General features: G+C 69.9%; 13 protein-coding genes. 7 read left to right on the forward strand and 6 right to left on the reverse strand.

What is annotated here, in order from left to right; translation table 11 throughout:
* Positions 1-192: 192 nt before the first annotated feature.
* The gene (locus tag JWP54_RS13855; RefSeq protein ID WP_297373051.1) at positions 193-1,047 is read right to left on the reverse strand and encodes an RDD family protein; all 855 of its coding nucleotides are present in this window, start codon (positions 1,045-1,047) and stop codon (positions 193-195) included.
* Between the two features lie 17 nt (positions 1,048-1,064).
* Here JWP54_RS13855 and JWP54_RS13860 point away from each other — a divergent pair, with 17 nt between their 5' ends.
* Entirely contained in the window at positions 1,065-2,060 is a 996-nt protein-coding gene (locus tag JWP54_RS13860; RefSeq protein ID WP_297373053.1) for a stage II sporulation protein M, read from the forward strand.
* A 6-nt stretch (positions 2,061-2,066) separates the two neighbouring features.
* On the opposite strand, the gene JWP54_RS13865 is transcribed toward JWP54_RS13860, so the two are convergent.
* Genes JWP54_RS13865 through JWP54_RS13885 form a run of 5 tightly spaced genes read right to left on the reverse strand, consistent with a single transcriptional unit; the run spans position 2,067 to position 7,475 of the window.
* Positions 2,067-3,374, reverse strand: coding sequence for a DUF58 domain-containing protein (locus JWP54_RS13865; protein WP_297373058.1), 1,308 nt, complete (start codon positions 3,372-3,374; stop codon positions 2,067-2,069).
* Positions 3,375-3,377: 3 nt separating this feature from the next.
* A complete protein-coding gene (locus tag JWP54_RS13870) occupies positions 3,378-4,379 on the reverse strand; it encodes a MoxR family ATPase (RefSeq protein WP_297373060.1) in 1,002 nt (333 codons plus the stop codon).
* The gene (locus tag JWP54_RS13875; protein WP_297373062.1) at positions 4,376-5,623 is read right to left on the reverse strand and encodes a DUF4350 domain-containing protein; all 1,248 of its coding nucleotides are present in this window, start codon (positions 5,621-5,623) and stop codon (positions 4,376-4,378) included. Before JWP54_RS13875 ends, JWP54_RS13870 begins: the two co-directional genes overlap by 4 nt.
* Positions 5,620-6,288: a DUF4129 domain-containing protein gene (locus JWP54_RS13880; protein WP_297373064.1), complete on the reverse strand. Its 669-nt coding sequence runs from the start codon at positions 6,286-6,288 to the stop codon at positions 5,620-5,622. The genes JWP54_RS13875 and JWP54_RS13880 overlap by 4 nt, the downstream gene beginning before the upstream one ends.
* On the reverse strand, positions 6,285-7,475 hold the full coding sequence (locus JWP54_RS13885; RefSeq protein WP_297373066.1) for a hypothetical protein: 1,191 nt from the start codon (positions 7,473-7,475) through the stop codon (positions 6,285-6,287). Before JWP54_RS13885 ends, JWP54_RS13880 begins: the two co-directional genes overlap by 4 nt.
* A 132-nt stretch (positions 7,476-7,607) precedes the next feature.
* Between JWP54_RS13885 and mtrA the strand changes: the two genes are divergently transcribed.
* The 6 genes from mtrA to JWP54_RS13915 form a co-directional block, all read left to right on the forward strand.
* Positions 7,608-8,288, forward strand: coding sequence for an MtrAB system response regulator MtrA (gene mtrA, locus JWP54_RS13890; protein WP_297373068.1), 681 nt, complete (start codon positions 7,608-7,610; stop codon positions 8,286-8,288).
* Positions 8,289-8,330: 42 nt separating this feature from the next.
* On the forward strand, positions 8,331-9,974 hold the full coding sequence (gene mtrB / locus JWP54_RS13895) for an MtrAB system histidine kinase MtrB (RefSeq protein ID WP_297373071.1): 1,644 nt from the start codon (positions 8,331-8,333) through the stop codon (positions 9,972-9,974).
* Complete coding sequence (locus tag JWP54_RS13900; protein WP_297373073.1) at positions 9,967-11,658, forward strand: LpqB family beta-propeller domain-containing protein; 1,692 nt, start codon at positions 9,967-9,969, stop codon at positions 11,656-11,658. Before mtrB ends, JWP54_RS13900 begins: the two co-directional genes overlap by 8 nt.
* Before the next feature lie 106 nt (positions 11,659-11,764).
* Entirely contained in the window at positions 11,765-12,469 is a 705-nt protein-coding gene (locus JWP54_RS13905; RefSeq protein WP_297373076.1) for a ComF family protein, read from the forward strand.
* 87 nt (positions 12,470-12,556) lie between these two features.
* Positions 12,557-13,264 carry a ribosome-associated translation inhibitor RaiA gene (raiA, locus tag JWP54_RS13910; protein WP_297373078.1) on the forward strand — a complete coding sequence of 236 codons (708 nt, stop codon included), beginning with the start codon at positions 12,557-12,559 and terminating at the stop codon, positions 13,262-13,264.
* A gap of 100 nt (positions 13,265-13,364) precedes the next feature.
* On the forward strand, positions 13,365-14,160 hold a 796-nt coding region (locus JWP54_RS13915; RefSeq protein WP_367274231.1), incomplete at its 3' end, for a DEAD/DEAH box helicase.

Below are 14,160 nucleotides of genomic sequence, written 5' to 3' on the forward strand. Positions count from 1 at the left end.
AACCCGCCCGTCACCAGGCCTCGACCCGCTCGACCGACGACCGGGAGCGCCCCCCACCGGCCGGCCGCCGCTAGCCTGCGCAACCCAGCCACCCGCCGGTCGAGCCCGTCGAAACCCCGCAAGCCGGTCCTGCAGGCGCGCAGCGGTGACCTCCCGAGGCTGAGCAGCAGCCGTCCTGAGTGAGCGGGTCGGCTAGCGGGTGGGGAAGTCGTGGGGGAGGCCCGTGAGGACCGGAGACAAGGTCTGCAGCCGGCTGCGCTCCAGCAGGTGACCGGCGTATTCGCGCTTCCGACGCACGTCGGCAACACCGATGAGCAGGTACTCCGGCGGTACCGCCGGGAGCGGCGACACGAACGGGACCACCTCGGCGGCGAGGCTCTCCGCCAGCCGGACCCGGGTGTCCGGGGAGAGCTGATGGGCTTGCCGGAGGAACTGCGCCACCCGGCGCGACAGCCGGTCCGGCAGGCGCGCCACATCCACCGTCTCCGCCCAGGAGGCAAGAACCGGGGGTAAGACGAAACTGGGTTCGCTGAACCTGGGCACCCGCTCGTGTTGGCTGTACGTACCCGCGAGCAGGTCGCCGATCCGCTTGGACCTGGAGTTCAACAGTGCGCAGGTCGCCGCGAGGCCACCGAAGGTCATGAAGATCTCGATCACGCCCATCAGCGCCCGGATGAACGCGTGCCGGAGCCCCGTCGCGCCGCCGTCGTCACGGACGATACGGGCACCGATCGCCCATCGGCCCAGGGACCGGCCGTGCGTCAGCGTCTCCACGAGCATCGGCACGATCAACAGGGAGAAAACCAGGCCGGCGATCGCGAGAGCCTGCGCCAGCGCCTGGTCGATCCCGTCGCCGAAGAGCACCAAGACGATCAGCGCCATCACCACGAACAAGCCGATGTACGCCAGCCAGTCGATCATCGTTCCGGCGCCGCGCAGGATCACGCTGGCCGGCCGGACGTCGAGGGCAACGGCCTCTCCGGTGACCAGTTCGTGCTCGATCAGAGGATCTTCACCGTGATCGGCCGCTTTCCAGGGCTGCGCCATGTCTACTATTGAAGCAGATGGATCTCGACGCGTATTCAGCGGCGCACCGCGCCGAATGGGACCGCCTGGCCGACCTCGGCCGCCGGCGGCAGCTCGACGGTGCCCTGTCGGATGAATTGATCCAGGGGTACCAGTCCGGCGCGACGCAGCTGTCCGTCATCAAGACCGCCGCGGGTTCGACAGTGCAAGGTGACCGGCTCTCGGTGATCCTGTCGCGGGCGCGGTTGCGCTTCACCGGTACCGGCGTCAACGTGTTGGCCCAGGTAGCGCGGTTCTTCCTCGCCCAGCTGCCGGCCGCGCTCTACCGCCTGCGCTGGCTTACGCTGGCAGTAGCGCTGGCCACCGTTCTCGTCGCGACGCTGTACGCGGTGTGGGCGACGAACAACCCGGCCGTGCTGGTGAACTTCGGGTCTCCCGCCGAGCTCGAGCAGCTGGCCAACCAGGGTTTCGTGTCGTACTACTCGGAGAATCCGGCGGCGTCCTTCGCCAGCAGGGTCTGGACCAACAACGCCTGGATCGCTGCCCAGTGCGTGGCGTTCGGCATCCTTGGCGTGTACGTGCCCTATATCGTGCTCCAGAACGCCCAGAACCTCGGGATCACCGCCGCCGTCATGTTCGCCTACGACGAGGGCGACACGTTCTTCCTCTACATCGCCCCGCACGGTCTGCTCGAACTGACCGCGATCTTCGTGGCGGCGGCTGCGGGCCTGCGCATCTTCTGGGCGTGGATCGCGCCGGGCGCCCGTACGAGGGGTCAGGCGCTGGCCCAGGACGCCAGGGCATTGTTCACGGTGGCGACCGGTCTGGTGCTCGTGCTCTTCATCTCGGGCATCATCGAGGGTTTCGTGACCCCCGCGCCGTGGCCGTGGCCGGTGAAGATCGGCATTGGAGCGCTGGCGTTGCTGGCGTTCCTCGCCTACCTGCTGGTGCTTGGCGGGCGTGCCGCCCGGTCCGGCGAGACGGGCGACCTGGCCGAGTTCGAGGCCGGCAGCGCCAGGGTCTTCGCGGGCTAGCGGCGATCAGAGCCGCCCGGCGGCCTTCAGGGCGATGTAGCGGTCGGCCAGTGCCGGCGGCAACTTCTCCGGAGTCGCCGTGACGATGTCGGCGCCGAGCTGCCGGACCGCGGCGGCGACCCGTGCGGAGTCGAGCATGGTGCGCTCCGCGGACGCGGCGCGGTAGACGTCCGCGCGGTCGTTCCGGACGTGGATGAGTTCCGCCACGGTGGGATCCGTCACCGAAGCGACCAGGACGGTGTGCCGCTGGGTGAGCTGCCCGAGCACGGAGAGCAGGCCGGTCGACGCGCCGGGGGCATCCATCGGGGTGATCAGCACCACCAGGGCGTGCTGCGCGGTGATGCCGCGCACCTGCCCGGGCAGGGCCAGCCAGTCCATCTCGATGAGCTCCGGTTCTATCAGGGCCATGCCGTCGACCATCCGGCTGAGCAACTCCGCCCCGGAGGCACCCTGCACGCTGGCCCGCACCCGGCGATCCCAGGCGAGGAAATCCACCCGGTCACCGGCCTGGGAGGCGAGCGCAGCCAGAAGCAGTGCCGCTTCGAAGGCGGTATCGAGGCGGGGCTCGTCGGCCACGCGGGCGGCCGAGGTGCGGCCCGTGTCGATGACGATCACGATGCGCCGGTCCCGTTCGGGGCGCCAGGTGCGCACCACGACGTCGTTGCGCCGCGCCGTGGCACGCCAGTCGATCGACCGTACATCGTCGCCCCGGACGTATTCGCGGAGGGAGTCGAACTCGGTGCCCTGGCCGCGCACGAGCACACTGGTGCGGCCGTCGAGTTCCTTGAGCCGGCTGATGCGGGAGGGCAGGTGCTTGCGGGAGTGGAACGGCGGCAGCACCCGGATGCGCGCCGGCGCGTGCAGGGTGGCCTGCCGGGCGAACAAGCCCAGGGGGCCACCGGCCCTCACGGTCACGTGCGCGGCGGTGCGCTCGCCCCGCCGGGTGGGGCGGAGGGTCAGGGCGATCAGCCGTCGTTCCCCCGCGGGCAGCGACACCGCGGTACGGTTGTTGCCGGCGCCGGCGGACGGCTGCCAGCCGTCCCGGACGACACCGCGCAGCCGACGGGCGCCCTCATTGGTGAGGTACAGCTCGCTGGTCACCGTCTCGCCCAGCCGCACCCGGCTCGGCAGCACGCGGGCAACGCGGAGAGCGCGGGGCGACGCGGCCAGGGCCAGGTCGAGGATGCCGAGCACCAGGCAGAGCAACAGCCAGGCGGCGAGCACGGCCAGGGCGGACGCGACGGTGTCACCGAGCACCACAATGGGCACGACGCCGAGGGCGACGAGGAGAACGAACCTGCCGGTCAGCGCCATCGGTTAGATCGGAACCTGGACCTGCGACAGCACGCCGTGCAGGATCGAGTCGACGGTGATGCCCTCGAGCTCGGCCTCGGGGCGCAGCTGGATGCGGTGCCGCCACACCGGCAGCACCATCGCCTGCACGTGGTCCGGCGTGATGGAGGCGTAACCGCTGAGCCAGGCCCACGCCTTCGCGCTGGCCAGTAGGGCGGTGGTACCGCGCGGGCTGACGCCCAGCTTGGCGGAGGGGCTTCGCCGGGTCGCCCTGGCCAGGTCGACGATGTACGCCAGGACGTCGGGGCTGGCGCCGACGGCGGCGACGGAGGCCTGCGCCGCGGCGAGGTCGGCCGCGCCCAGCACCGGGGTGACGCCGGCCGCCGCGAGGTCCCGGGGGCTGAAACCGGTGGCGTGCCGGCGCAGCACCTCGAGTTCCACGTCGCGTTCGGGGATGTCGAGCACGAGCTTGAGCAGGAACCGGTCGAGCTGGGCCTCGGGCAGTGTGTAGGTGCCCTCGTACTCGATCGGGTTCATGGTCGCGGCCACGATGAACGGTTCCGGCAGTGGCAACGACAGCCCGTCGACGCTGACCTGGCGCTCTTCCATCGCCTCGAGCAGGGCCGACTGGGTCTTCGGCGGGGTGCGGTTGATCTCGTCCGCGAGCAGGATATTGGTGAAGACCGGGCCGTTGCGGAATTCGAACTCGCCGGCCTTGGCATCGTAGATGAGCGACCCGGTCACGTCGCCCGGCATCAGGTCCGGCGTGAACTGCACCCGCTTGGTGTCCAGGCTGAGAGCGGTGCTCAGCGAACGCACGAGCAGCGTCTTGGCCACGCCGGGGACCCCCTCGAGCAGCACGTGGCCGCGGGCGAGGAGCGCGATGATCAGCCCGGTGACCGCACCGTCCTGACCGACGACGGCCTTGCCCACTTCGGTGCGCACCTGGGCCAGCGCCTGGCGAAGGGTGTCGATCGAGGCGTCGGCGGGAGGCGTCTCGGCGGATGTCGTGGCGTTGCTGGTCATGGTTCCATTCTTCCGGTTGACGGGGCAGCTGGGGGGGAGGGGCCGGACCCGGCCGGCCGGGCGGCCAGGACGGTCGCTGCCTCGAGATCGTCGATGGCCGCGGAGAGTGACATCAGCCCGGCGTCGCTCTGCGGAATCTCGCTGACGAGGACGGCGGCGACCTGCTCGGGCGGTCGGCCGGTGAGGGCGGCCACCGACCGGATGACCTCGGCCAGAGGGGCTGTGCGGGGCAGGCCGGCGGTTCCGGCCAGGCGCGTCACCGCGCCGATCCGCAGGGCGTCGACCGCGCGCAACCGGGCGTTGCCCCTGGCGTAGAGCCGGGCGCGGCCTTCCATGGTCTCACTGGCCCGCACGACGACCGGCAGGTTCTCGGCCACGAGTGGCCCGAAACGCCGGCCGCGCCAGATCATGGCCGCGATGGCGGTGAAGACGAGGAGCACCATGACCGGGGTGACCCAGCCGGGAGTGAGGGCGCCGAGGGAGGGGGGACCGGTCACGGGCACATCCGCCAGCGTCGGCAGGTACCAGATGACGGTGTCCCCGGCGCCGAGCAGGTTCAACGCCAGGGCGGCGTTTCCGAAGGTGGCGATCTTCTCGTTGGCGAACACCGCGGTGTCGGCAACGAGGGTGATGGTGCCGTCAGAGGTCACCCGTTCGACCAGCGAGAACGTCCCGTCGTCGCCGGGGAAGCACGCCGTGTAGCCGGGCGCGTCCGCGGCCAGGCCGAGGGTCTTGCCGCCGGGAGAGATCTTCCCCGCCTGCACGGCCGCCGGCACATCACAGGAGGCGACGAGGGCGTCCTCGGGGGACAGCCCGCCGAAGCCCACCTCGGGTGCCAGCGCCTGCAGGGTGGCGAAGTTCGGGTCGGCCACGACGATCCGGTCGGCCAGCACGCCGACCTCGGCGAGCTGGTCCGCCACGAGGTACCCCTCGATGTCGGCGAAGAACACCGTGGCGTTCGGATGCCCCGCCGTCGCCGCGGCGGCATCGCCGAGGGTGTCGACGGGCACAACGGTGACCCCCTGCTGGCGCAGGACCTCGACGAGGGCCATACTGCCGGCCTGGGCCGGGTTGTCGGCCGCGAGGGGCGGGCCCGCCGCACCGGACGCGCTGGTGGCCAGGAAGGCAATGGCCGCGACGAGCAGCGCGCCGGCGCCGGCCACCACCCAGAACACCGACCGGCGGAGCGTGGCGCGGATCGTGGGCGTGCTCGAGGGGGCGACCGTCCCGACCGGCGCGCTCATTCGGCGGCCATCGGCTCGGACACCCGCGGGCGGGTGGCCTGCAGGTCAGCGTCCAGCGCGACCAGGGCCCGATAGCCGGATTCGGTCCCGGTGCCGCCGAGGTATCGGACGCTCTCGAACACGACGGCACCGTCCCGCAGCCTGGCCTGCTCGGCCGGGAACGCGACGGAGGCGAGTTCGGCGACGCTGTGCGCCGTCGTGCCGGGGGTTGGCCGCACCACGGTACGTTCGGCCAGTCCATTCGCGATCGCCCGGAAGGCCTCCTCGCAGGCGAGGGTCCAGTCAGCGGTTGCCGCGGCAGCCGCCGCGGCCTTGCGGAGCTGCGACGCGGTGCGGCGGTCATCCTCGGCGAACAGCCCGTCGGCCTGCTGGCGGCGGCGGCGAGCCCGGCGGGGCAACCCGAAGATGAGCAGGGCGGCCACGACGACGGCGACGCCGATGAGGGTTCCGACCACCGCGAGCCAGCCGTTGCTGCCCCCGCCCGCGAAGGCAAGGGTCGAGAACCAATCGAAGATGGCCTGGGACACCCGGTCGAACCAGGTCGGCTGGGCGGCCTGGTAGGGAGCCTTGGCCAGCTCTTCGCGCAACCACTGCTGCGCTTCGGGCGCGTCAGGGTCCACCGGGACGCCCCGAAGTGCCACGCCGAGCCCCCACGCCACGATCATGCCCAGGGCGCCCCCGGGTCGGGGCGAGGGGCCTCATCGGTCGCGGTGCCGGTGCCGCGAAGGTAGGGGTCGGCCGGCGCGCTGCCGGGGGCCGCTTCGACGAAGCGCTGGAGCTCGAGGTCGAGACCTTCCTTGCGCATCCGCAGGTCGATGTAGATGAGTGCCACTGCCGCCGACTGGACGACAGCGGCGACGGCGCCGACCACCAGGGTGACCAGGATCGTCAGGAGGTACAACACTCCGGCGGGGATGTAGGCCTCGAAGCTGGCATTCGGGTCGATGAGCGCCGTCGCCGCGCTGAACAGCAGCGTCAGTGGCGTCGTCACGATCTGCGAGATCACGCCCACGATCAGACCGATGAGCAGCAGCACGCCCAGTGTCCGCCAGAAGAAGCCGGTGGTGAGCGACCAGGAGCGCCGGACAGCCGCCCAGATGCGCAGTCGTTCCAACACGATGAGGCTCGGCACCAGGGCGGTCTTGGTATTCACCCAGGCGTAGGCGGCGATCAGTCCCAGCCCGCCGACGACACCGACGATCACGGCCAGCGCGATCCACCCGCCGCCCAGCAGGGCGCAGACGAACACGAGACCGGCGACGAGCAACACACCGACGAGTAGGGCCACCGTCAGCAGCAGGATCCAGCCCACCAACGGCCAAACGCGCCGGCCCACCTGGCGCCAGAGCGCCGCCAACCGCAATTTCTCGCCGAGGGTCGCCCGGGCGACCTCGAGCACGATGACGCCCTGCAACAGAGCGGAAGCGACGATCGACAACGCGAGGGGAACCAGCGCGGACAACACGATGGCCACGATGGCGCCCGCTTCGACAGCATCCTGGTCTTCGACCGGTGCCGACTCGATGCGGCCCAGCGCGAAGAAGGTCACCGCGCCGACCACCACGAGCGTCACGAGCACCGTCACCGCCTGCACGAGCAGGGCGCTGCCGAAGGTCGCCTTGGGATTGCGGCGCAGCACCTGGAAGGGCGCGCCGAGGAGGGTGCCGAAGCCGAGGGGCCGTAGCGGGATCAACCCGGGCTTGGGGGGCGGGGTCCACGCGGGCGGCGGGGTCGGCCGGTAGCCGTACGCCGGGCCGACGGGCGGAGGGCCCGGCTGCTTGCCGGGGGAGTATTCGCCGTAGCGGGGCCGGTCGGGTTCGTTCGCCGGGGGGTGCCAGTTGGGGTCCGTCACGCCTCCATGCTGGCATACCTTGACCCGACGCGGGGGCCTGTCAGCACTCTCGGGGCCCTGTCGACTATTCTGATGCCAGAGATTGCCCGCGTTGCCGGGTTATTGCCCGGTGAACGGGCGGAAAACGGAAGAATGAACCCACGCATTTTGGTTGTCGACGATGACCCCGCACTGGCTGAGATGATCGGCATCGTCCTACAGGGCGAAGGCTTCGAGCCGCACTTCTGCGCCGACGGTTCGCTCGCCCTCGACGCCTTCCACAGCGTCGCACCGGACCTGGTCCTGCTCGACCTGATGCTGCCCGGCATGGACGGTATCGAGGTGTGCAGCCTCATCCGGGCCGAATCCGGCACCCCGATCATCATGCTGACCGCCAAGTCCGACACCACGGATGTCGTGAAAGGCCTGGAATCCGGCGCGGACGATTACATGGTCAAACCGTTCAACCCCAAGGAACTGGTGGCCCGGATCCGCACCCGGCTGCGGCCGGTGCCGGTCGAATCCCCCGCCAGCCTGCAGATCGGCGACCTCGTTGTGGACGCGGCCGGGCACGAGGTCAAGCGCGGCGACCAGAGCATCAACCTCACCCCATTGGAGTTCGACCTGTTGCTGGCGCTGGCCTCCAAACCATCGCAGGTCTTCACCCGCGAAATGCTCCTCGAGCAGGTGTGGGGCTACCACTACAAGGCAGACACCCGCCTGGTCAACGTGCACGTGCAGCGTCTGCGCGCCAAGGTCGAGGACGACCCGGACAACCCGCGCATCGTGATGACGGTGCGCGGCGTCGGCTACCGGGCCGGCGCGGCCGGCTAGCCGCGGGTGTCAGCGCGGTTCGACGAGGGCGGGCGATTCAACGTGAGCAGCCGGGATTGGCGGTCCTGGACGTCGTGGCGGTACCTGGCCGGGCGGATGCGCCGCAGTTGGCGAGCATCCCTGCAATGGCGCACGGTGTTCATCACCGTGGCCGCCTCCGGCGCCGCGATCGGCCTGGTGGGCGTGTACATGTCCGTCAGTGTCGGAAACGACCTGTTCCAGTCCCGGCTCAGCCAGGTGCTGGTCGACTCGAACCGGGCTACGACGGCCGCCCAGGGCATCCTGGATTCCTCCGATGCCGCCGACCGGGTGCAGGTGCAGACCCTGCTCGAGGCGGCGCGCACATCGATCTCCGCCGCATCGTCGAGCCGGCTCGTCGCGCTCTTCAGAGTCCCAGGGCAGGAGGCTTCGACGGTCGCGCCCCAGGACTCCTCCACCTTCGGCACTTCGACATCGGTCATCTCATCGGAGCTGCGCGCATCCGTGCAGGACGACGCCGACGGCCAGCTCTGGCAATCGGTGACGCTGACCGCCGACGACGGGTCGTCGGTGCCGGGGATCGTGGTGGGCTCGCAGATCACCGTGCCCGTCGCCGGGCGGTACGAGCTCTACATCGGTTACAGCCTCGCCGATGCCGAGTCCACCCTCCTGTTCGTGCAGCGCACCCTCGGTGGTGCCGGGTTGGCGCTGATCGTGTTGATCGGAGCCGTCACCTGGATCGTCGTGCGGTTCGTGGTGACCCCGATCCGGGTGGCGGCCGAGACCAGCGAGAAGCTCGCCTCCGGCGACCTCGGCGTGCGCATCCCGGAAAAGGGCGAGGACGTGATCGCCACCCTGGCCCGCTCGTTCAACGGGATGGCCGACAGCCTGCAGAGCCAGATCAAGGAACTCGCTGAGCTGTCCGAAGTGCAACAACGCTTCGTCTCCGACGTCTCGCACGAACTCCGCACGCCCCTCACCACCATCCGCCTGGCCGGCGACCTGCTCTACGACCAGCGGGCGACCTTCCCGCCGGCGACCGAGCGCACCGCCGAACTGCTGCACACCCAGGTGGAACGCTTCGAACTCCTCCTCGCCGACCTGCTCGAGATCAGCCGGTACGACGCGGGGTCGGTGGAGCTGGAATCCGAACCCACCAATCTGGTGCACCTGGCCGAGGATGTCATCGACGGCATGCGATCGCTCAGCGATTCCAAGGGCACTCCGATCATGCTCGTCGCGCCGGGCGGGCACCTCGACGCCGAGGTCGATCCCCGCCGGGTGCGCCGGATCGTGAACAACCTGATCGGCAACGCCATCGAGCACGGCGAGGGCAAACCCATCATCGTGTCCGTGGACAGCAACGAGTCCGCGGTCGCGCTCTCGGTGCGCGACTACGGCATGGGCATGACCGAAGCGGAGATCACGCACGTGTTCGACAGGTTCTGGCGCGCCGACCCGTCCCGGAAGCGCACCATCGGAGGCACCGGGCTCGGCCTGGCGATCTCCCTCGAAGACGCCATCGCCCATCGCGGCTGGTTGCAGGTCTGGTCCGCCCCCGGCGCGGGTTCCTGCTTCCGGTTGACCCTGCCCCGGCAGGCCAGGGGCGTCCTGACGTCCTCCCCGAACCCGTTGCCGCCGGAGGACGCCGAGAAACCCGGTTTCGTCGGCGCGAGAACCGACACGAGGGGAGACCGCCATGCGTAGCCGCTCCAGGTTCGCGGCCGTTCTTGCCGCCGCCGCGGCGCTGGCCCTGGTGCTCGGCGGCTGTTCGAGCATTCCGCGCAGCGGCGCCGTCCAGGCCGGCCAGGACGCCGTGACCGGGGAGAACCCGGCACCGATCTTCCTGCCGTTCGGTCCCCGCGCCAACGCGACGATGGAGGAAATCCTCACCGGCTTCATCGACGCCGCCACCAGCCCGGACAACAACTACGAGATCGCCCGGGAATTCCTCACTCCAGAGTTCAGCGAGTCCTGGAAGTCGGACTCCGGGGTGACCGTCTACGACGGGTCTGAGCGCAACTTCGTAACGGTCGATGACACCACCATGACTTTCGAGGTGATGCCCGTCGCCGAGGTGAACGGGAACGGCGAGTACCACGAGGAGGGGGCGTCGGCCAGCCTCCCGCTGCGCTACTCGTTCACCCAGGTCAACGAACAGTGGCGCATCAGCGCTGCCCCGAACGGGACCGTGCTCGACCAGAGCACCTTCAAGGACGTCTTCAGCGCGCAGTCGCTGTTCTTCTTCGATCCCGACTACCGCTACCTGGTGCCCGACGTGCGCTGGTTCCCGCGCGGGGCCTCTACCCCGACGAAGATCGTCAACGGCGTGCTCAGCGGGCCCAGCGAGTGGCTCGCCGGCGCGGTGACCAGCGCGTTCCCCGAGGGAACGGCGCTCACCGCCGACGCCGTCACCGTGGTGGCCAGGGACGCCAAGGTCGACCTGAACAGCGCGGCGCTCAACGCGGACACCATCACGTTGCAGCGGATGCGGAGCCAGCTCGAGAACAGCCTGCCCAGCGGGCTGACGGTGTCCATCACGATCAACCAGAACTCCCAGGACATCGACGAGCTGGGGGCGAGCGAGCCCCAGGTGAACCCCCGGGTGGATGCGCGCGCCCTCGTGGTGCGGGACGGCGAATTCGGTTTTCTGGCCGCGACTGGAAAGACCATCACGCCGCTCGCCGGCCTGTCCGAATCGATTGTCGCGCTCACCCCGAGCGCCGTTGCGCTTTCACCGTCGCAAACGGCGGCGGCTGCGCTGACCGTCGCCGGGGTCTACGGGATCCGGGTGGGCGACGACCCCCGGCTGCTGGATCCGCGGCAGAACCTGATCGAACCATCCACGGACGGGTCCGGGTTCGTCTGGTCGGTGCCCGCGGATCGGCCCAATGAACTGTTCGTGTACAGCGCGCAGGGCGCCGCATCCGCCCTGCCGACGCCCTGGGGGGATGCGTCGAGCATCGCCGCGCTCCAGGTGTCCAGGGACGGCACCCGGGTGATCGCCTTGCTCCAGGCGGCCGGTGAGACCCGGCTCGTGGTCGCCGCGGTCCTGCGCGAGAACGGCGTTCCCGTCGGCCTCGGCGACGCCGTGCAGCTCGCCGCCGACTCCGGTAACCCGGTGGACGCCACCTGGATCGACCAGAGCACCGTGGCCTATGTGGCTGCGCAGCCCAACGGGGAGGACCGCATCGTCGCGCACGAGATCGGCGGGACGAGCACCACGCTCGAATCTTCGACGGGCATCACGTCCATCACCGGAAGCAACCTGTTGCGCGATCTGCGCGCCCTGAACGCCGGCGGGTCCCTGCTGGTGCAACGCGGGGTCGGTTGGCAGGAACGGATCGGCGAGGTCACCCTGGTCGCGACGCAGCAGGGCATCGGCGGCTGACCCGGAGGTCCGGCCCGCCGCTCCTCCCCAGGTGCCGTCGCGCGCCGCTGTGCACCACCGTTCCCGTGCTCCGGCCCGGCTCGCCGCCCGGCCGGAGACTGGCCGGATGATGGAGGACCGGTGGGCGCTGCGGGGCGCAGTCCTGGACGCCTGGGCGGTGCTGATGCCCACGGAATGCAGCGGTTGCGGCCGAGCGGACCGCGCCCTCTGCGCCGCCTGCGCGGCAGCACTGCACGCCGCGCCGAGCCAGGCCCGTCGCGGTACCCTGACGGTCTGGTCGGCGCTGGACTACACAGACGTGGTGGGCCGGGTGCTCGTCGCGTACAAGGACGGTGGCCGCACCGACGCGGCCCCGGCGCTCGCCCGTGCCCTCGGCGCGGCCGTTGCGGCGGCGCTCGCCGCGGCCGGACCAGGCCGCTCCGGCATCGTCCTGGTCACGGTGCCGTCCTCCCGCCGGGCCTGGCGGGCCAGAGGATTCCACCCCGTCGACCTGCTGCTCGCCCGGGCGGGCCTGCGGTCCGTGCGGCTGCTGCGGCCTCGCCGACTGGTCAGGGTCGCAGACCAGGTGGGCCTCGGCAGGGATCAGCGAATCCTCAACCGCGGCGGCACTCTGATCGCCACCGGACCGCTCGAGGGCCGGGTGATTCTGCTCGTGGATGACATCGTCACCACCGGCGCGACCCTGCTCGAGGCCCGGCGCGCACTGCTCGCGGCCGGCGCCGACGTGCTCGGCGCGGCCACCGTGGCCGAAACCCGGCGGCACCTTCCCGACAACACCCGTGCACCGCAAACAGATTGGCAAAACCTGTGACTTATCCAGCTGGCACGACTACGGTGGTGCCAAAGGCGCGTACCAATCGCCCGGAACCTGGGCGGTTCGCCAGATCTGGAGGTCGTCATGGAAACTAACATCGTTGGACGAAACCTGGGGATCACTGATCGCTTCCGGGAATATGCGACAGACAAGGCCGAGAAAATCGCCGGCCTGGCCGAGAAGGCCCTCGCCCTGGAAATCAAGGTCAGTCGTCACACCGAAAAGAGCGGCGCCGCCGGTAACGACCGCGTCGAACTCACGCTCATCGGCAAGGGCCCGGTCGTCCGGGCCGAGGCCGAAGGCGGCGACAAATACGCCGCGTTCGACGTCGCCCTCGGCCGCCTGCTCGAGCGGGTTCGCCGGGCCAAGGACCGCAAGAAGCCGCACCGCGGCGGAGCACACCGCCCGACCTCGCTGCACGAGGCGTCATCGTCCGGCTTCGCCGTGATCGACATCGTCCCCGCTGACGGCGACACCCTCGAGCGGGTGCGCACCGGCGCCATCCCGGTCGTTTCCGAGGACACCGCCGACGAGGCGGACGAACCGGACGAGGTGTACAGCCCCGTCGTCATCCGCCGGAAGGTCTTCGCGGCCGCGCCCATGACAGTGGACGACGCGCTGTACTTCATGGAACTGGTCGGGCACGACTTCTACCTGTTCCAGGACGCCGAGACCCACCGGCCCAGCGTCGTCTACCGCCGCAAGGGTTGGGACTACGGCGTCATCGAACTCGATCCCAACTCCGACCAGGCCAGGGAGCTCGCGTCGGTGTCCAACGAGTCCAGCTCCTGACCAACTAGCATTGCTATAGTTGCCGGCTAGGTCGGCGCTACGTGCGTCCGACCGGACGACAGGCGTGTTCTCGCGCCGTGACGACTAGTGGAGTGCATTCGTGGCCTCAATCCTGGAAAAAGTTCTTCGTGTTGGCGAGGGGCGCATCCTGCGCCGGCTCGAGAGCTATGCGAAGGCCATCAATGCGTTGGAAGACGACTTCGGCAGCCTCAGCGACGAGGAACTGAAGAACGAAACCGTGTCGTTGCGTGAGCGCTACTCGGGCGGTGAGTCGCTGGACGACTTGCTGCCCGAGGCGTTCGCGGCCGTCCGCGAAGCCTCCACCCGCACCCTGGGCTTGCGTCACTTCGACGTACAGCTGATGGGCGGCGCCGCGTTGCACCTCGGTAACATCGCCGAGATGAAGACCGGTGAGGGCAAGACCCTGGTGGCCACCACGGCCGCCTATTTGAATGCGATCACCAGCCGGGGCGTGCACGTCATCACGGTGAACGACTACCTGGCCAGCTACCAGAGTGAGCTGATGGGCCGCGTGTTCCGGGCCCTGGGCATGACCACGGGCTGCATCGTGTCCGGTCAAACTCCCGCAGAGCGCCGCGAGCAGTACGCCTGCGACATCACTTACGGCACGAACAACGAGTTCGGCTTCGACTACCTGCGCGACAACATGGCCTGGCAGGCGAGCGACATGGTGCAGCGCGGCCACAACTTCGCCATCGTCGACGAGGTCGACAGCATCCTCATCGACGAGGCGCGTACGCCCCTCATCATCTCCGGCCCCGCGTCGGGTGAGGCGAACCGGTGGTTCACCGAATTCGCTTCGATCTCCACCCGCCTCTCGGCTGGCGACGACTACGAGGTCGATGAGAAGAAGCGCACCGTGGTCATCCTCGAGC

Origin of the sequence: Cryobacterium sp. (genome assembly GCF_025463825.1) — a bacterium.
Lineage (GTDB): Bacteria > Actinomycetota > Actinomycetes > Actinomycetales > Microbacteriaceae > Cryobacterium.